Annotated in this window: 15 protein-coding genes and 1 tRNA gene; 7 read left to right on the top strand and 9 right to left on the bottom strand. The window is 61.5% G+C overall.

All coding sequences use genetic code 11. The annotated features are described in order from the left end of the window. The first annotated feature begins 181 nt into the window (after positions 1 to 181). The gene (locus tag FJ967_RS25290; RefSeq protein WP_140734891.1) at positions 182 to 865 is read left to right on the top strand and encodes a response regulator transcription factor; all 684 of its coding nucleotides are present in this window, start codon (positions 182 to 184) and stop codon (positions 863 to 865) included. A gap of 24 nt (positions 866 to 889) precedes the next feature. Here FJ967_RS25290 and FJ967_RS25285 read toward each other — a convergent pair whose 3' ends face one another. Continuing rightward, the gene (locus FJ967_RS25285; RefSeq protein WP_140734889.1) at positions 890 to 2230 is read right to left on the bottom strand and encodes a hybrid sensor histidine kinase/response regulator; all 1341 of its coding nucleotides are present in this window, start codon (positions 2228 to 2230) and stop codon (positions 890 to 892) included. 13 nt (positions 2231 to 2243) lie between these two features. Continuing rightward, on the bottom strand, positions 2244 to 3380 hold the full coding sequence (locus tag FJ967_RS25280; protein ID WP_140734887.1) for an FIST signal transduction protein: 1137 nt from the start codon (positions 3378 to 3380) through the stop codon (positions 2244 to 2246). Positions 3381 to 3691: 311 nt separating this feature from the next. Here FJ967_RS25280 and FJ967_RS25275 point away from each other — a divergent pair, with 311 nt between their 5' ends. From FJ967_RS25275 to FJ967_RS25260, 4 genes are all read left to right on the top strand, one after another. After that, entirely contained in the window at positions 3692 to 4195 is a 504-nt protein-coding gene (locus FJ967_RS25275) for a (2Fe-2S)-binding protein (RefSeq protein ID WP_140734885.1), read from the top strand. 108 nt (positions 4196 to 4303) lie between these two features. Beyond that, a complete protein-coding gene (locus FJ967_RS25270; RefSeq protein ID WP_140734883.1) occupies positions 4304 to 6649 on the top strand; it encodes a xanthine dehydrogenase family protein molybdopterin-binding subunit in 2346 nt (781 codons plus the stop codon). 119 nt (positions 6650 to 6768) lie between these two features. Continuing rightward, a complete protein-coding gene (locus tag FJ967_RS25265) occupies positions 6769 to 7566 on the top strand; it encodes a xanthine dehydrogenase family protein subunit M (protein ID WP_140734881.1) in 798 nt (265 codons plus the stop codon). Positions 7567 to 7822: 256 nt separating this feature from the next. Further along, the gene (locus FJ967_RS25260; protein ID WP_140734879.1) at positions 7823 to 8845 is read left to right on the top strand and encodes an acyltransferase; all 1023 of its coding nucleotides are present in this window, start codon (positions 7823 to 7825) and stop codon (positions 8843 to 8845) included. Positions 8846 to 9013: 168 nt separating this feature from the next. On the opposite strand, the gene FJ967_RS25255 is transcribed toward FJ967_RS25260, so the two are convergent. Together FJ967_RS25255 and FJ967_RS25250 are read right to left on the bottom strand one after the other, a co-directional pair. Then, a complete protein-coding gene (locus FJ967_RS25255) occupies positions 9014 to 10936 on the bottom strand; it encodes an acyltransferase family protein (RefSeq protein WP_246675379.1) in 1923 nt (640 codons plus the stop codon). A gap of 5 nt (positions 10937 to 10941) precedes the next feature. Further along, complete coding sequence (locus FJ967_RS25250) at positions 10942 to 11220, bottom strand: hypothetical protein (RefSeq protein ID WP_246675378.1); 279 nt, start codon at positions 11218 to 11220, stop codon at positions 10942 to 10944. A 48-nt stretch (positions 11221 to 11268) separates the two neighbouring features. Here FJ967_RS25250 and FJ967_RS25245 point away from each other — a divergent pair, with 48 nt between their 5' ends. Both FJ967_RS25245 and FJ967_RS25240 read left to right on the top strand, forming a co-directional pair. Then, the gene (locus tag FJ967_RS25245; protein ID WP_181176139.1) at positions 11269 to 13080 is read left to right on the top strand and encodes a caspase family protein; all 1812 of its coding nucleotides are present in this window, start codon (positions 11269 to 11271) and stop codon (positions 13078 to 13080) included. Between the two features lie 96 nt (positions 13081 to 13176). Beyond that, on the top strand, positions 13177 to 14514 hold the full coding sequence (locus tag FJ967_RS25240; protein WP_140734873.1) for a glycoside hydrolase family 3 N-terminal domain-containing protein: 1338 nt from the start codon (positions 13177 to 13179) through the stop codon (positions 14512 to 14514). A 9-nt stretch (positions 14515 to 14523) separates the two neighbouring features. Here the strand turns inward: FJ967_RS25240 and FJ967_RS25235 are convergent, their stop codons facing one another. The 5 genes from FJ967_RS25235 to FJ967_RS25215 form a co-directional block, all read right to left on the bottom strand. Continuing rightward, a complete protein-coding gene (locus FJ967_RS25235) occupies positions 14524 to 15018 on the bottom strand; it encodes a GNAT family N-acetyltransferase (RefSeq protein WP_140734871.1) in 495 nt (164 codons plus the stop codon). Then, complete coding sequence (locus tag FJ967_RS25230; protein WP_140734951.1) at positions 15015 to 15767, bottom strand: copper homeostasis protein CutC; 753 nt, start codon at positions 15765 to 15767, stop codon at positions 15015 to 15017. The genes FJ967_RS25235 and FJ967_RS25230 overlap by 4 nt, the downstream gene beginning before the upstream one ends. Before the next feature lie 98 nt (positions 15768 to 15865). Then, positions 15866 to 16297, bottom strand: a complete 432-nt coding sequence (locus tag FJ967_RS25225; protein WP_140734869.1) for a cupin domain-containing protein — start codon at positions 16295 to 16297, stop codon at positions 15866 to 15868. 93 nt (positions 16298 to 16390) lie between these two features. After that, positions 16391 to 16738 carry a hypothetical protein gene (locus FJ967_RS25220; RefSeq protein ID WP_140734867.1) on the bottom strand — a complete coding sequence of 116 codons (348 nt, stop codon included), beginning with the start codon at positions 16736 to 16738 and terminating at the stop codon, positions 16391 to 16393. A gap of 218 nt (positions 16739 to 16956) precedes the next feature. Then, positions 16957 to 17031: transfer RNA gene (locus FJ967_RS25215), tRNA-Asn, on the bottom strand. Positions 17032 to 17120 lie beyond the last annotated feature (89 nt).

Raw genomic sequence — 17120 nt, 5'->3', positions numbered from 1 at the left:
TTCCGGGGCCGGGCAAGGCGTCGCTTTTCATAAAGCACGGGCTTTGCCGCGGCTGTACAAGGAATTCAAGCCTCCCATCATTTTTGCAGCGATGAACGCCGCAACCGGCGATAGACTATTTGCTAATAATCCGACCCTGGTCGGGAGACTATGGTATGGCCGGTAAACCGGAACGAGCCCCATGACGTCAGCCACCGATCGCGCCCGGTTTCTCATCATCGACGATCATCCGCTGTTTCGCGAGGCGCTGCATAGCGCGGTGCAGATGGCCTATCCGGAGGTCGATACGGTCGAGGCGCGCTCGATCGCCGAGGCGCTTGACCTGCTGGCCGATGCAAAGCCGTTCGACCTTGCGCTGCTCGACCTCAGCATGCCCGACGTGCACGGCTTCGACGGGTTGTTGCAGCTCAGGACCCGCTATCCGCGCCTGCCGGTGGTGATCGTGTCGGGCTATGAGGAGCCGAGGATCATTTCCGAGGCGTTGTCCTACGGTGCGGCCGGTTTCATCCCGAAATCGGCGCGCAAGAGCGATCTCGCCGCCGCCATCCGCTCGGTAATGGACGGCGCGATCTATGTACCGGAAACCTATGAAGGCCTCCCGCCGGGCGCTGACAGCACCGATCGCGCCGACATGCTCCAGCGCCTTTCCAAGCTGACGCCGCAGCAATTGCGCGTCCTGCAGATGCTGCGCCAGGGCCTGCTCAACAAACAGATCGCCTACGAGTTGCAGGTCGGCGAAACGACGGTGAAGGCGCATGTCTCGGAGATACTGCGCAAGCTCAACGTCTATAGCCGCACCCAAGCGGTTATCGAGGTGTCGAAGCTGGACAATGCGGAGTTGTTCAGGGATCTGGTCGGGTTCTGAGCCGTTGCCTTCCACGCCAGGGATTCAAGCCAGCAGATGCGCCAGCAGGGCGCGCAATTGCGCCGGCTTCAGCGGTTTGCGCATCAGCTCGATGCCGCCCGCTCGCGCCGCCTTGGCGACGGCTTCGGAACTGTCGGCGGTGACAATCAGCGCCGGCACGGCGCGGCCGAGATAGTCGCGGACTTCCGCTATCGTGGCGGTGCCGAGGTCGCCGCCATCGAGATGCTGGTCGGCAATGATGATGTCGGGCACCCAGTCGGTGTCGCCGAGCATGTCGAGCGCATCGTCGGTCGAGGTCGCGGCCCGCACCAGGCACTGCCAGCGTTCGAGCAGGAAGGTCATCGCCTCCAGCACCTCGGCGTCGTTCTCGATCAGCAGCACCTTGGTGCCGAACAGGCCGTAGCCGCGCGGTCGTTCCAGGCTGGCGGCGCTGGCGATGGCGTCGGCGGGCACGCCGATGCCGACGGGAACATCGATATGGAAGATGGTGCCGCGGCCGACCCTGGACGAAAATGTCACGGGATGGCCGAGCGCGCCGGCCATGCGGCGCACGATGGCCAGCCCGAGCCCAAGACCGCCGCCATCGAGTTCCGCATTGGCCGGCAAGGTGCCGCGATGGAATTCCTCGAACACCGCTTCGCGCTGATCCTCGGGAATGCCGCAGCCGGTATCGGCAACATCGATGCGGATGGTGTCGCCGCGATGGCGCGTGCCGACCAGCACCCCGCCCGAGCGTGTATAGCCCAGCGCGTTGGACAGAATATTCTGCAGGATGCGGCGCAGCAGCGTCCTGTCCGAACGGACCACGGCATTGACCGGCCGGAATTTCAGCGACAGGCCCTTCAATTCCGCCACCGGCTGGAAATCCGAGCGCAGCGAAGAGAACAGCGCCTCCAGGCTGACGTCGCTAACATCGGGCCGGACGACGCCGGCATCGAGCTTGGAAATGTCGAGCAAGGTGCGTAGCAGGTCTTCCATCGTCTCCAGCGAGCGCTCGACTTGCCGCACGAGCTTCCTGCCTTCATCGCTGGTCTGCACTTCGGCGAGCGCCGAGACGGAGAGGTGGGCGGCGTTCAGCGGCTGCAGCACATCGTGGCTGGCGGCGGCGAGGAAGCGTGTCTTGGACAGGTTCGCCAGCTCGGCGTTTTCCTTGGCGGCGCTGAGGTCGATGTTCGACTGTTCCAGCCTGCGCAGGGTCGAATGCAGTTCCTCGGTGCGATCGCGCACCCGGTTTTCCAGCGAGATCGCCGTCTGGAACAGCGAAAAGGCATTGCCCTGCTGGTCCATCGAGCGCTCGACGCGGCTGACCAAAGCGGCGTTGATCTTCTTCAGCCTGTCGAGATCGTTGATGTCCCTGAGAGGCATGCTGTCTTGCCGCCTATTCAGCCGCTTGCCGGTCGCCGAAAGCGATGCCGGTGAAGGTCTGGTTCAGGTGCATCGAGCGGTATTGTTCGCCATAGGTACCGAAGCCGACGACATTGTTGACCCTGTAGAGCTCGGAAATATCCCGGAAGACCTGCCGGTTGCGCGCGTCCAGCCGGCGCAGCACGCAATCGAAGCCGAGGATCATGTCGATGCCGCCAAGCCTTTTCTCGACTTCGCGCAATGCCGCGCGTGTCGATTCCACCATGTCCTTGGGCTGGGCGATCGACAACACGACACCGTCGTCGATGGCGCAGAAGAAGGACAGCGAGCCATCCGCGTGCATCCGCTGGATCGAACGGCAGTAATATTCTCCACCCACCTTCACCACGACGGGATGGGAAGCGAAGCTGAGCGGCGTCAGGGTCTGCGGCACGATGCCCACCGAAGCGGCATATTCCTCCGCCGCATTGGTGGCGTTGAACTCGCGCACGATGCGATGATCGGGGTCGGAGGCGGTCACCACCAGCTTTTCGTCGGTGGGAACGAAATTGTCGGTCTTGAAGACGTGGAAAGGTATTTCGGTGGCGACCAGCACGATGATGGCGCTGTCGGAGGAGACCTTGCCGTTGGAGATCAGGCTCGTCGTTTCGAATTTCAGGTCGTCGCCGGCCGAGCCGCCTAGCAGCGGTATGTCGTCGAGACCCCAGTGGATGGCCGAGCTCACCGCTTCCTCGGCATAGGACAGCCCGTCGATGAAGCAGAGTGCGAAGATGTTCTTGGACAGATCGCCGCCGACGCGGCCCCGCAAACTGCGCCGCAACGCCTCGACTTCGCCGGTTATCCTGTCCATACCCGACGAGGAGAGGTTGTCGACCATGGCGCTGACCGCGGTGAAGGATCTCGACGGAAGCAGCATCGCCAGCACATGACCTTCCTCGAGGCCGGCCGGCGTGATTTCGCCGGCGGTCGAGCAGCCGGCATGGTGCAGCGTGGGCGCGTGCGTCGACAAGGCCCGCGAGAGGGCGCCTGCCTCGACGAGGCTTTGGGAAAAGAACAGAAGGGCGAAACCGGCATCGATGGCGGCGGCCTCGGCGGCTACCGCGCGCGCGAAGACATCAGGGTCGGGCTCGTCCGTCGTCAGCGCCGACAAGCCGCATGCGTAGCGCGTCCGTGAACTTGTCAGCGGCGTTCTCCCGCATTTCCTCCAACGCCTTCTTATGCGCGGCTTTTCAAGTGCTTCTTGCGCGCGGGCGTCGAAGACATTGTTGCCGCCTGAAGCCGTTTTGGCAATGGGGCCACGGGAACGTGCTTTGGGGCCCTGGCCATGATCGAAAGTACAATGATCCGGCTTTTTGGTCCTGCTGTTTTTTGTGCGTTGTGCGGTGTACGAATAACGCATGGCCGAAGTGCAAACGGCTCGTCGGCAGCGTGATGACCAAGGTTGATACCCAGGGAGGATTCATGTCGGACGTCTCGTTGATGGTGAACGGCAAGCGCATCGGCGCCGCCGCCGAGGACCGAACGCTTCTGGTTCATTTCCTGCGTGAAAATCTCGGGCTGACCGGAACGCATGTCGGTTGCGACACCTCGCAATGCGGCGCTTGCGTGGTCCATGTCGACGGCAAGGCGGTCAAGTCCTGCACGATGCTCGCGGTTCAGGCGTCCGGATCGACCGTGGTCACCATCGAAGGTCTCGCCGACGGCACCGACCTGCATCCCGTGCAGGCGGCGTTCAAGGAACATCACGGCCTGCAATGCGGCTTCTGCACGCCGGGCATGATCATGACGGCAACCGACATGATCAACCGCCATCCCGAAGGCCTCGATGAGGCGACGGTGCGGGCCGAGCTCGAAGGCAATATCTGCCGCTGCACCGGCTACCACAACATCGTGAAGGCCATCCTCGCCGCCTCGAAGACGATGGCGAAGGGCGCCGCGAAGGGCAAGGCGAAGCAAGCTGCGTGAGTGACGAGTGAGTAGTCGGTAGTCAGTAGTCGGTCCGAATCGACGGCGATATTCACTACCAACTACTTCCTACTCACTACTTCCTACTCACTATCTCGGGAGATTTCCATGGGTATCGAAGGTGTTGGCGCTCGGGTTGCGCGCAAGGAAGACAAGAGGTTCATCACCGGCGCCGGCCGCTATGTCGACGACATGGTGGTGCCGGGCATGAAGCATGCGGTCTTCGTGCGCAGCCCTCACGCGCATGCGCAGATCAAGAAGATCGACGTGAAAAAGGCGCGAGCCATGCCGGGTGTCATCGGTGTGCTGACCGGCAAGGAACTCAAGGCCGACGGCATCGGCAACCTGATCTGCGGCTGGATGATCCATTCCAAGGATGGCTCACCCATGAAGATGGGCGCATGGTCGCCGCTGGCCGTCGACAAGGTCCGCTATGTCGGCGATGCGATCGTCATCGTTGTCGCCGAAACCAAGGGTCAGGCGCGCGATGCGGCCGAAGCCGTCGAGATCACCTACAAGGAATTGAAGGCGGTGGTCGACGCGACCAGGGCGCTTCAAAAAGGCGCGCCGCAGATCCATGCCGAGGCCGAGGATAATCTGATCTTCGACTGGGAGATCGGCGACGGCAAGGCGACCGACGCGGCGATCAAGGCGGCAGCCCATGTCACCCGCATGAAGATCGTCAACAACCGGCTGGTTCCCAACGCCATGGAGCCGCGCGCAGCCCTTGGCCATTACGACAGGGCCGAGGATCACTATACCTGCTGGACGACATCGCAGAACCCGCATGTCGCGCGGCTGGTGATGAGCGCCTTCTACAATGTCGCCCCCGAAAACAAGCTGCGCGTGATCGCGCCGGACGTCGGCGGCGGCTTCGGTTCGAAGATCTACATCTATCCCGAAGAGATCGTCTGCCTGTGGGCCTCCAAGAAGACCGGCGTTCCGGTCAAATGGGTCGCCGACCGCACCGAAAGCTTCCTTACCGACGCGCATGGCCGCGACCATGTCTCCACGGTCGAGATGGCCTTCGACAAGAACAACCGGATCACCGGTTTCAAGGTCGACACGATCGCCAATCTCGGCGCCTACATGTCGCTGTTCTCGTCCTGCGTGCCGACCTACCTCTACGCGACGCTGTTGTCGGGGCAGTACGACATTCCCGCCATCCACGCCAATGTGCGCACCGTCTACACCAACACGGCGCCCGTCGATGCCTATCGCGGGGCAGGGCGGCCGGAAGCCACCTATCTTCTGGAACGCACAATGGAAGCCGCCGCGCGCGAACTCGGCGTCTCCCCGGCCGAACTACGGCGCAAGAACTTCATTACGAGCTTTCCGCACCAGACACCGGTGATCATGAACTATGACGCCGGTGACTATGGTGCTTCGCTCGACGCCGCGATGAAGAGTGCCGACTATGATGGCTTTGCCAAACGCAAGGCCGCGGCGGCGAAGCAAGGCAAGCTGCGCGGCATCGGCATGAGCTGCTACATCGAAGCCTGCGGCATCGCGCCGTCGGCAGCGGTCGGCTCGCTCGGCGCCGGCGTCGGTCTGTGGGAATCGGCAGAGGTGAGGGTCAATGCCGTCGGCACGATCGAGGTGCTGACCGGCTCGCACAGCCATGGCCAGGGGCACGAGACGACCTTCGCGCAATTGGTCACCCAGCGCTTCGGCGTGCCGCTAGACTCGGTCTCCATCGTCCATGGCGATACCGACAAGGTGCAGATGGGCATGGGCACCTACGGTTCGCGCTCGGGCGCCGTCGGCATGTCTGCCGTATCCAAGGCGCTCGACAAGGTCGAGGCAAAGGCCAAGAAGATTGCCGCCCACCAGCTCGAGGCGGACGAAAACGACATCGTCATCGAGAATGGTGAAGTCAAGGTAGCCGGCACCGACAAGAGCCTGCCGTGGTTCCAGGTGGCGCTTGCCGCCTATACCGCGCACAATCTGCCGGCGGGTATGGAGCCGGGGCTGAAGGAAACGGCGTTCTACGATCCGGCGAACTTCACCTTCCCGGCGGGCTGCTATATCTGCGAGGTCGAGATCGATCCGGAGACTGGGACGACCGAAATCGTGCAGTTCGTGGCGGCCGACGATTTCGGCAACATCATCAATCCGATGATCGTCGAGGGCCAGGTGCATGGCGGCATCGCGCAAGGGGTGGGCCAGGCCCTTCTGGAAGGCGCCCATTACGACGCCAGCGGCCAGCTTCTGACCGCCAGCTACATGGACTACACCATGCCGCGCGCGGGCGACCTGCCGTCGTTCAAGGTCTCCACTTCCAACACGCCATGTCCGAGCAATCCGCTCGGCATCAAGGGCTGCGGCGAGGCGGGCGCCATCGGCTCGCCTCCGGCCGTGATCAATGCCATCACCGATGCCATCGGCATCGCCGATATCGCGATGCCAGCCTCACCGGCGACGGTGTGGGCAGCGATACGGGGGAAGAAATGAGTGAGTAGGGAGTGGTAAGTAGGGGATGGGCACTGCCGGAGATGGAAGCATCCCTACTCACTACTCACTACTCACTACTCCCTAATCACTACTGCCTAGCCACTTCACGGGAGGAACCCATGTACGCAGTCAACTACCACCGCGCCGCTTCTGTCACCGACGCCGCCAAGCTGGTGAAGAGCGGCGACGCCAAGCTGCTGTCGGGTGGCATGACGCTGATCCCGGCAATGAAGACGCGGCTTGCGGCTCCTTCCGACCTGGTCGACCTGTCGCGCATCAAGGATCTGCAGGGCGTCAAGGTGTCAGGCAAGACGGTCACCATCGGCGCTGCCACCACTCATTTCGATGTCGCCAATGACGAGAAGCTGCACAAGGCCTGCCCCGCGCTTGCCCATCTGGCGTCGCTGATTGGCGATCCGGCGGTACGCCACAAGGGCACGATCGGCGGTTCGATCGCCAACAATGATCCGGCGGCCGATTATCCGGCAGCGATGCTGGCGCTGGGCGCCACCATCGTCACCAACAAGCGCGAGATACCGGCCGACAAGTTCTTCAAGGGCTTGTTCGAAACCGCCTTGAAAGATGGCGAGATCGTCACGGCGGTCTCATTCACCGCACCGGCGAAGGCAGCGTACGAAAAATTCCGCAACCCGGCCTCTCGCTACGCGATTGTCGGCGTGTTCGTGGCCAAGGGTAAGGATGGCGTCAGCGTTGCCGTTACCGGCGCCGGCGATGACGGTGTCTTCCGATCGAAGGAGATCGAGGCGGCGCTTGCAAGGAACTTCGATGCGGCTTCGCTCAACGGCGTGAAAGTGCCGGCCAAGAACCTGATGAGCGACATTCACGCTTCCGCCGACTACCGCGCCAATCTGGTGGCGGTCATGGCCAAGCGGGCGGTGGCGGCAGCCAACGCTTGAGCCAGTTTCATCGCGAATGGGGAGGGGCCGTAACGGCCCTTTCTCGTTCCTGGCGCCAGCGGCTGTCGGATCCGCCGTGTTGCGTCCTTTGCTCAAAGCAGTTCCGGCTCATACTTGCCCAGGAACTGCATCGGCGACAATCTCGCACTTGCACAAACTTATATTGCACTGCAGTATGAGTTGGGGCGGGAATGCGAGCCGGGTTCGGACTTGAGTACCGCCGTGCCCTTTCGCATGCCAATGCGAAAGGATCGGCATGTCCGAAATTTCCGCGACAGACGTGGTTCCGTCCCGAACGGTCGCCGACAGACCGGCCAGGACCAGACTGGCCTATCTCGATGGCTGGCGCGGCCTGTCGATCGCGCTGGTGCTGATCGGGCACTTTTTTCCGATCCCCGGAATCAATCTTGGCGTGCTGGGGGTCGAATTCTTCTTCGTGCTCAGCGGCCGGCTGATGGCCGAAATCCTGTTCATCGAACGCTACCCCTTGAAGAAATTCTTCAAACGCCGCTTCTCGCGCATCTATCCGGCGCTGCTGGTTTTCGTCGTCGTCGCCTTGGTCACGCTCTCCGGCACGTTCATAACCTTCAAATGGAAGGCCGCCCTGACGGCGCTGACATTCACCTACAATTATGCCGGAATTCTCCTGAACCGGGCCGGCGCGCTCGACCACATCTGGTCGCTATGCATCGAGGAGCATGCCTACATCATGCTCGCGGCCATCAGCGCGATCGTTGCCAGCCGCAGCCGCGTCGTCCCGCTTCTGCTGGTCCTGGCACTGCTGGCCATGGCCAATGGCGCGGTTTCCTATTGGTTCCTGCACATGGACTATGAAGCCACATACTGGCGCACCGACGTGCACATCGCCTCGATCCTGCTGTCGGCCGCCATCTGCCTGCTCAAGGCCGACGGCAAGCTGCCAGGCTTGCTGAAGGGGCCGTATGTCGCCGTGACCGCGGCCGCGGCGGCGGTGCTCCTGTTCATGGACACGGTGCCGACCCCGATCCACTACCTGCTCGCGGTGCTGTTGCTGGCGATTGCCGTCAACACGCTGGATTTCAGCACGCGGTTCTTGTCCGGATGGCTGTCATCCCTGCCGATGACGACGCTGGGCCTGTGGTCCTACTCGCTGTACCTGTGGCAGCAGCCCTTCTACAAATTCGTCTACGAGCAAGGTAGCAATCCATGGCCGATGCTGGCCGGCGTCTTTGCCTGCGCGCTCTGCAGCTACTACGTCATCGAGCGCCCGGCGCGCGAATGGCTCAACCGCAATTGGTGATCTGGGCAACGCCACTGCGCCATACCGGAAAGTCAGGCTGCGGGCGGGCTATGGAGTGGAAGGCCGTATGGCATCCCGTCAGGCAGGCCAGCTCGTCTCTTCGGCCAGACAGGCCTTAGCCCGCTTCGCCCCGCGGCGTTGTCCAGCGATGGTTCCAGTGCCGGCAAATTATAGTCTAAAGGCCGCATCGGCGAGCAGTTGGCGGCCGAACAGATATGCGCCAATAGCCGACAGATGACCTTCGGGCAGCGCCAGCCATCCCCGTCCCTTGATGAATGGCTCGCACGTTCTGGCATCGGTGATCGAACAGAACAGACGAGCTGAATCGAGAGTGGTGAAGCGACCGCCTTCCAAGGCGCGCATCGCACTGAAGTTGCGTTCGGCTTCTGCAACAGTGGCAGGGATGGCGCCGATTGTGGCGTCGCCATTGGCCATGAGGTTTCGAGCCTTCCAGTCCTCTAAGCTCATGAATTGTGGCATATCGCTTAGCCAGTAAATCTTTGCACCCATAGGTCGCCAATAGGCAATAGCTTCGTCGATCTGAGCGGCGGTGTAGATCGTCGGTAGTTGCTTGTTGGCAATTATCAAGCGGCTGAAGGGATGTGCCTTCGCATATGTCCTCACCCGATCAAATATCGCTGCGCAATCCGCGCTCATCAAGCTCGGAACGGCAGAGCATCCCGCTCCGGTCATCTGAGCGACATCGATGCCGTTGAGTTTTAACGCCGCCGCTTTGTCTGCCGCATGGCTGTCACCGACAACAAGAACTGAAGCACCTGAAGCTGTACCGGTGCACGCCCAATCGCGAAGGAACTGGTTGATAGGCGGGCTCATGTCGGCTCGAAAGTGACATACGCCCATACCGATTGCTTTGTTGCGACGGCTGCCCTGATCGTCCACAGTGCCAACTGCCGCAAAGTACTTGTCTACCATGGCGCCGTACCGGAAAGCGAAGCCGGATGAAGCTGTTCCGCCGACGCCGAACGTAACGAATGCCGCGATCGAGCATAGAGTGGCGACAAAAATGCCGCGCCGATTGAACCTGCTCCTGTCGCGGAACGGCCTTTCCACATACCTCCAGGTGGCGACCGCCAGGACAGTGCTGGCGAGCAGCAATGCGGCCGTCTGTGCTGGCGAGAGCGGCCCCAGCTCTCGAACTCTGGCCAACGCTAGAAGGGGCTGATGCCAGAGATAGAGCGAATAGGAAATAAGCCCGAGGTGGGTGACGCCTGTGCTCCCCAGAACCTTGGCAACGCCACTCGCCTTGTCGGTCGATACCAACACCAGCGCAGTTCCCAGGCAGACAGGGATCGCTAAAAAAATCGGCTCCGCGCTTCCTAGGACAAACAGGGTTAGGACGATCAAGCCAATTCCAAGGGTCGCCAAGCCCCCTTGAAAGGGAAGCTTTCGTCCACTCAAAAATGCGCATGACGAGCCGATCAACAACTCCCATGCTCTGGTATCTGGCCGATAGAATGCAGCGTCGGGCGAGGACATTGCTACAAGATGAGACAGGGCAAGCGAGGCAACAGCCAGACCGGCAATCGCAAGAGCAAGCGACCTGTCCGCCGCGCGCACAAACACCAGAAGAGCCAGCGGGAACACTACATAAAACTGCTCTTCAACCCCCAGGCTCCAGAGGTGGATTAATGGCTGCTGGTCGGAGGCGGTAGAAAAGTAATGGGTCTGAGCCAGAAACCAGAAGTTCGCGCTAAAGGTAAAGGCTGAGATCACCGAGCCGACGAACTCGTCCATCCGGATAGGCGTCAGGACAAACCACGCGCCTATCGAAGACGCCGCCACCACGGTCACCAAGGCAGGTACGATCCTGCGCGCGCGACGTTCGTAGAACCCTAGCAACGATATTGTGCCGGTCCGCTGCCGCTCTTCGAGCAGGAGGCTGGTTATGAGGTAACCGCTGATGACGAAGAAGATGTCGACGCCCAGATAGCCATTTGCAAAGCCGGTGACGCCGGCATGGAAGAAGACAACAAGCAGCACGGCAACGGCGCGCAGGCCGTCAACCTGTGGACGGTAGGCGAGTTTTCTAACTGAAGCGCCGGTAAGCTGTTGCGGCTCAACAAATGCCACTGTGGTCAAGAAACGAAGCCCTCTGGGAAGGTTTGGAGACATGTACACTGCTGATCGAGGCAACTCCAGCCAAAGCCTTTCCAGCCGGCATGGCCGCGCGCCCGTGCCCTTGCGCGCGACCCGACCGATGCCTTGCCCTTGCCGTCGAGCGGCACGACTTCCTTGTAGACATCGCCCCACCACAGCGGCAGCAATTGGGCGTCGGACAGCACGTCCCACACTTGCCGGGGCGTGCTGGCCGGAATGTGCCAGCTTTCGTCAAAGCGGAAGACGTTGCTTGGCATCGCGGTTCCTCCGATCAATGAATGTTGCCCTGTTTGCCGGCGGCCGGCTTGGCGGCTGCCGACAATGTCGGGCAATTACACCGGCTATTTGGCAGACACCCCAAAGGTTGCCTTTCTTTCGGCAATATACTTATCATGATTGCTTGCCACGCAACGCGTCTTACGACGCTTGAGTGGTTGCGGACCGGGGTTCGGCGTCAGGTGGGTAGGCGCCTTGGGATGGGCGGTTGGATGCGTAGGGTTGTCGCGGCTCTGGGGCTGGTGCTGTGGTGCGTCTTGTTTGCCTTGCCGTCGTCGGCCGCCGGCAAGGTGGCGCTGGTCATCGGCAATTCCAACTATGAACATGTTGCCCAGCTTCCCAATCCGAAGAACGACGCCGACGACGTGGCGGCGGCTCTTGACCATATTGGATTTTCGGTAACGAAGGAGACCGATGTTACCTTCGACGGGCTGAGGCGGGCGCTCAGCGCGTTCGCGCGCGATGCCGCGCAGGCTGACATGGCCATTGTCTTCTTCGCCGGCCACGGTATCGAAGTCGACAAACACAATTTCCTGCTGCCGACCGACGCCAACCTCGAGAGCGACCTGGACGTCAATTTCCAGACCGTACCGCTGGATATGGTCGTGGATGCCGTAAGCCGGGCGCACGGCCTGAGAATGGTCTTCCTCGACGCCTGCCGAAACAATCCATTCGCCAATCGCATGCGTATGTCGGACGCGACGCGCTCGATCGGGCGGGGCTTGTCGCCGATCGAGCCCAAGGGCAGCACGATCGTCTTCTATTCCGCTCGCGATGGAACCGTCGCCAGCGACGGATCGGGGCGCAACAGCCCGTACAGCCAGGCCCTGCTCAAATATCTGCCGCAGGCCGACCTCGACGTCGACAAGATGCTGCGCAAGGTCCGGGAGGACGTGATGGAGGCCACCAACGGCATCCAGGAGCCGACGTCCTACGGCCTGTTGCCGAGCAAGGATATTTTCCTGTTTCAGTCACGGTCGGCGGTTTCCCTGGTCGAGAATGCAAAGGCGGATGCTCCGTCACCGACGGTCCCGCCGGTGCCGCCGGCCGACCAGGCCGCGACCGAATGGGCGGCGATCGAGAACACCAACAGCCCGGCAATGCTGCTGATATTCATCCAAGCACACGGCGATACCGTGTATGCGAAATATGCCCAGGCAAGGCTTGCCGAATTGCAGGAGCGTGAACGGCAAAGCCAGCAAGTCTCGGCACAGCAGCAACCCGCTCAGCCGACATTTCCGGCACCCAACCAGGTGTCGTCACAGCAATACAATGTCGCTTCCGCCGCGCCGGTCCTGCCGTCCCGTCACTGGTATCTGGCAACCTATTCCAATATGGATTTCTACGGTGGCGATCTGTATTCGAAAGGCTTGGCGTCCGCCTCGCTGGATCAATGCGCACAGATTTGTGCCGGCAACCTTTCGTGCAAGCTTTTTACCTATAACAGGGAAAAAAACCGCTGTTTTCCAAAATCGGGCTATTCCTACGCCCAGATCATGACGGGTGCTCAAGCCGGCTACTTCTTCGAAAGCGAGCGTCGGGACCAGGCTCCGACGTTCAGGGCCGAGTGGGAGATCTTTGTGAAGGCCGACCTTCTGGGCGGCGACCATTACTCCGCCAGGGCAAACTCCTATGACGACTGCCTGCTGATGTGTAAGTCGGACCAGTCGTGCCGCGCCTTCTCTTACGTGCCGTTCGGCAAAAGCAAGAGCTGCTGGATCAAAACGTTCGCGGCGACGTTGCCTACCCGCAGTCAAAAGACGGAGCGGGGCATTGTGTCGGGAAGGCGCGTCGACGCAACCGTCCAGCCGGACGGCGTTTACGACACGGCCGCCAGGTAGTGCGCGTATTGTTACCACCGTCACGGCTATGGTTAACGATCGGTTAGAGACCTCGACGTATTGATTGACGAGAAACCGTCAAACGGGAGATTCGAAGTGTTCTCCACCACTCTGTCAGCCGGACTTGTTTCGGTGCTGCTGATGAGTTCAGCGGTAGTCGCCGGCCAGCAGGCAAAGCCGATGCAGCAGTCCGGACAGGAGCCGGCGAGCACATCGAGCCTGGCGCCCGCTCCAGCCGAAACCGATGGCAAATCGGCCGCCCCGCGAGGCCCCGGCGATCCGAGCCTTCGCATGATGATTGGGCAGATGATCCTGGTCGGGTTCAGTGGAACCTCAGTGGACGCGCCATCGGTCGTCGCGGTCAGGCGCGAGATAGCCGACGGCAGTATCGGCGGAGTGATGTACCTTTCCGACAATGTCAGCGACAGAGCGCATGTCGCCGACATGAACGCCGCGTTCCTGGCCGCTAACCAGAAGCTGCCGCCGTTCATCTCCGTCGATGAAGAGGGCGGTGCGATCGCGAGATTGACCGCCGAGAACGGATTTCACGAGGTCCCGGCTGCCGTCGATGTCGCCAGGAAATTTACGCCTCGCGGCGCCTATGAACTCTATTCCGGCCTTGCGACGGAATTGCGCGAATGGGGGTTTAATCTCAATTTCGGCCCCGTGGCGGATCTTAACGTCAACCCGGCCAACCCCATCATCGGCAGACTGGGCAGGAGTTTCTCCAACAATCCGGAAATCGTTGCCCAATATGGCGCGGCCTTCGTCAGAGCGCATCGCGATGCCGGGGTCGTGACCACGCTGAAGCATTTTCCCGGGCATGGCTCCAGCACGACCGACAGCCACAAAGGGCTGGCCGACGTATCGGACACCTGGTCGAGCCTGGAGTTGGTCCCGTTTCGCAAGCTGATCAACGCGGGTTACGCGGATTCGGTCATGGTCGGCCATATCTACGACAAGGGGCTGCAGAAAGGCGAAGCGGTTGGCCCTGCCTCGCTTTCGTCGGCGATCGTGAGCGACTTGTTGCGCAAGAAACTTCGCTTCCAGGGGTTGGTCTTTTCGGATGATCTGCAGATGGATGCGGTGGAAAAACGCTATTCCCTTGCCGGCGCCGTGGTGCGCGCGGTCGAGGCGGGAGACGACATACTGATCTTCTCCAACCACAAGAATCCGGACGCTGATCTGCCCGCAAAGGTCATCGACATTCTCATGGCCGAAGCCCGCAGAAACAAGCTGGTCGCGACCAACATCGTCAAATCGTTTGCCAAGATATCGGCCCTCAAGGCTGGCCTTGCGGAGCGGGGTGCTTCAAAGGTGGATATGCTTTCGACCAAATCCATCGATCCCAATGGCGCAAATCAGGTGATGCCGGCCGATGTGGAGATGGTCAGGCGCGACGTCGCCTTGAAGGTCATCGGACTGCCGGGTTGACCGTGCGCCTTAGCCAGCCTTGGCCAGTTCCCGCACGTAATAGCGCACCGCCTTCTTGCCGCCATGGATCACCGCGTCGCCGACTTCGGTAAAACCGAGGGCGGCATGGAAGGCATCCGAGCCAGGATTGGGCGGGTCGAGATTGACCTCGCAGGTGACCAGCTTGTGGCCGGCGCTCTCGGCATGCTCGAAAAGGTCTCGATAGAGGCGGCGTGCATGGCCGCGGCCTCTGGCCTGCGCCGCGACGACGACGCGGTCGACATAGATGAACCTCTCGTAGCGCTCGCGGAACCAGACGAAGTTCGGACTGTCGTAGTTCGCGTCCTGGTCGAAGGTCATGATGAAGGCTTCGAGATCGCCGATGCGGCGGGCGTAGAAGGACTGGCCGAGCAGGAACGACAGCCGTTCAGCTTCTAGCCACGATAACTCGGCGGCGTGCTCGTTGTTGAGCGCCAATATGGCGGCTTCGTCGGTCTGCGCTATGCGGTCTATCGGAGAACTCATGCCTTGGCTGCCCTGATCGTTGCCGCCACCCGCGGTGTATCGGTCAGTGTGTTGCGGTATTCGCGGTCGAGATCGGAGCCGCCCATGCCGACCTTCGGATTGCGGTAGCGCATGGCGCTCGGCACGTCCTTCAGGGCGGCGAAATGCATTTCGGCAAGGCCTGTCTTTGCGCGCACCTCGGCGATGTTGCCGAGATCGAGCCCGCCGCAACCGAGGATGATGATGCGCGTGCCGGCCTGGCGTACCAGTTCCGCCAGCAAAGGCAGGCCCTCGACGGCTGTGTCGCGCTGGCCGCTGGTCAGCACGCGGCCGACCTTGCAGCGGATCAGCGCTTCCAGCGCCTCGGCGGGATCGCGCGTCATGTCGAAGGCGCGGTGGCAGGTGACGTTCAACGAGCCGGCAGCCTCGGTCAGTTCGCCCATGCGCTGCTCGTCGATGGTTCCGTCGGCCTTCAGGCAGCCGAACACCACGCCGGGCACGCCGAGTTCCCGGAGCGCCGCGACGTCGGCCAGCATCGAACGGTACTCGGTTTCACTGTAGAGAAAATCACCGCCACGCGGCCGCACCATGACGTGAAACGGCACGGCTGCCTGGTCGAGCGCCGCGCGCACCGTTCCAAGGCTCGGCGTGATGCCGCCCTCGATCAGGCTGGCGCACAATTCAACCCGGTCGGCGCCCGCGGCCTGCGCGGCGAGCAGGCCGTCAATGCCTTCGACACAGATTTCGATCAGCGGCGGGCGGATTTGCATGGTCAACGGGCGATCCGGTTCATGATGTCGTGGAGAGCCCTAGCATCAGGACGGCCGGCGCGAAAGCGTGAACGCCACGCCGCCATTTGGACCAGCGGCTACTGACGCAATTCCGTGTTCTTGGCGCCTTCCTCGACCTGATCGATCACCAGGAGCTTGACCTCGACATCACCGATATTGGTGGCCTGATGCCATTGCCCGATCATCTCGATGATGAAATCGCCCGTCTTGTAGGTGTTGCTGTTGCCGGTCTCGACATTGGTGACCTTGAGCGTTCCGGCCTCGACATAGGCGTAGCGCGGGAAGGGGTGGCGATGCACCGGCAAGGTCGCGCCAACCGCGATCTGGTATCTCGAAACCAGCACCTGCACGTTTTTCTGCGGCAGCGTGATCGGCTGGCCGGAGGCGGTGGCTGTCTTCGAAGCCAGCGGAGTGACGACGACGGGCGTGCCGCTGCTGTCGAGTGCCAGGGCACAATTTGCATAGAGCGCTGCCGCAGCCAGCAACAGTGAAACCGGAATTTTGCGCATGATGTCCTCCCTCAACCACCGCATCTATCGCGCGGAGGTGCCTGGTGCGCAAGCCGAATACAGCCGCCGCTGAGGGGCGCTTTCCGGAGGCGTTTAGTCCTGCAACACAGGATGATCGTGACCCCCTACGACGCCTGTCGAGAACAGGGTTTCGAAATACTCGACCTTGAGATCGAACGATTTGAGCAGCTTTTGGGTGCTTGGCTTGACGACGGCATCGTCGAAATCGCCTTTGATGAAATGGGCCGACGAATCCATGTCTTCCCAAAAGCTCATCACGACGAGTTCGTTGTCGGTTCCCCTGACCTTGCGCGCCAGCGTGGCGCCGAGGTGCCCGGGAAGGTCGGCCATCTCGACAAAAGTCGTTCGCCGCAAGTGGTCCGCATAGGCATCCAGCACCTCGGTGGAGCCGGCGACTGCCCGCCAGAAGCGAATGATCATGCTTTTCTCCCTTCCTCGCCCATATGCGACACGCATCTGACTGCCATGATAGCGGAGGGCGGAAGGACAGGCCAAGCCGCGCTTAACCCCTCGTGGCGAGGCGAAACGCGCTTGTGATTGTCGAGACCGGGATGCGGCGTGAAGGCCGATTCTGTTACTGTCGCATCGTTCGCGGCCCTTCCGCGTCCGCCATCGGCAGCTATGTCTTTGGAAATTGTTGGCTCCCCGGGCCGGATTCGAACCAGCGACCAACCGGTTAACAGCCGGTTGCTCTACCACTGAGCTACCGGGGAACAGAGGCTCTTCAGCAAGTGGCGCTGCCTATAGCAAACCCTTTTCGGCTTTGCAAAGAAGCATTTCGCATTTTTACGAGACTTTTTCA

The organism is Mesorhizobium sp. B2-3-4 (genome assembly GCF_006442315.1).
Lineage (GTDB): Bacteria > Pseudomonadota > Alphaproteobacteria > Rhizobiales > Rhizobiaceae > Mesorhizobium.
This window is presented reverse-complemented; position numbering and strand designations above follow the sequence as displayed.

Excerpts from the sequence above, each read along its gene's own strand:
- FJ967_RS25290 (WP_140734891.1), top strand. The coding sequence starts at position 182 with ATGACGTCAGCCACCGATCGCGCCCGGTTTCTCATCATCGACGATCAT.
- FJ967_RS25285 (WP_140734889.1), bottom strand. The coding sequence starts at position 2,230 with ATGCCTCTCAGGGACATCAACGATCTCGACAGGCTGAAGAAGATCAAC.
- FJ967_RS25275 (WP_140734885.1), top strand. The coding sequence starts at position 3,692 with ATGTCGGACGTCTCGTTGATGGTGAACGGCAAGCGCATCGGCGCCGCC.
- FJ967_RS25270 (WP_140734883.1), top strand. The coding sequence starts at position 4,304 with ATGGGTATCGAAGGTGTTGGCGCTCGGGTTGCGCGCAAGGAAGACAAG.
- FJ967_RS25265 (WP_140734881.1), top strand. The coding sequence starts at position 6,769 with ATGTACGCAGTCAACTACCACCGCGCCGCTTCTGTCACCGACGCCGCC.
- FJ967_RS25260 (WP_140734879.1), top strand. The coding sequence starts at position 7,823 with ATGTCCGAAATTTCCGCGACAGACGTGGTTCCGTCCCGAACGGTCGCC.
- FJ967_RS25250 (WP_246675378.1), bottom strand. The coding sequence starts at position 11,220 with ATGCCAAGCAACGTCTTCCGCTTTGACGAAAGCTGGCACATTCCGGCC.
- FJ967_RS25235 (WP_140734871.1), bottom strand. The coding sequence starts at position 15,018 with ATGAGTTCTCCGATAGACCGCATAGCGCAGACCGACGAAGCCGCCATA.
- FJ967_RS25230 (WP_140734951.1), bottom strand. The coding sequence starts at position 15,767 with ATGCAAATCCGCCCGCCGCTGATCGAAATCTGTGTCGAAGGCATTGAC.
- FJ967_RS25225 (WP_140734869.1), bottom strand. The coding sequence starts at position 16,297 with ATGCGCAAAATTCCGGTTTCACTGTTGCTGGCTGCGGCAGCGCTCTAT.
- FJ967_RS25220 (WP_140734867.1), bottom strand. The coding sequence starts at position 16,738 with ATGATCATTCGCTTCTGGCGGGCAGTCGCCGGCTCCACCGAGGTGCTG.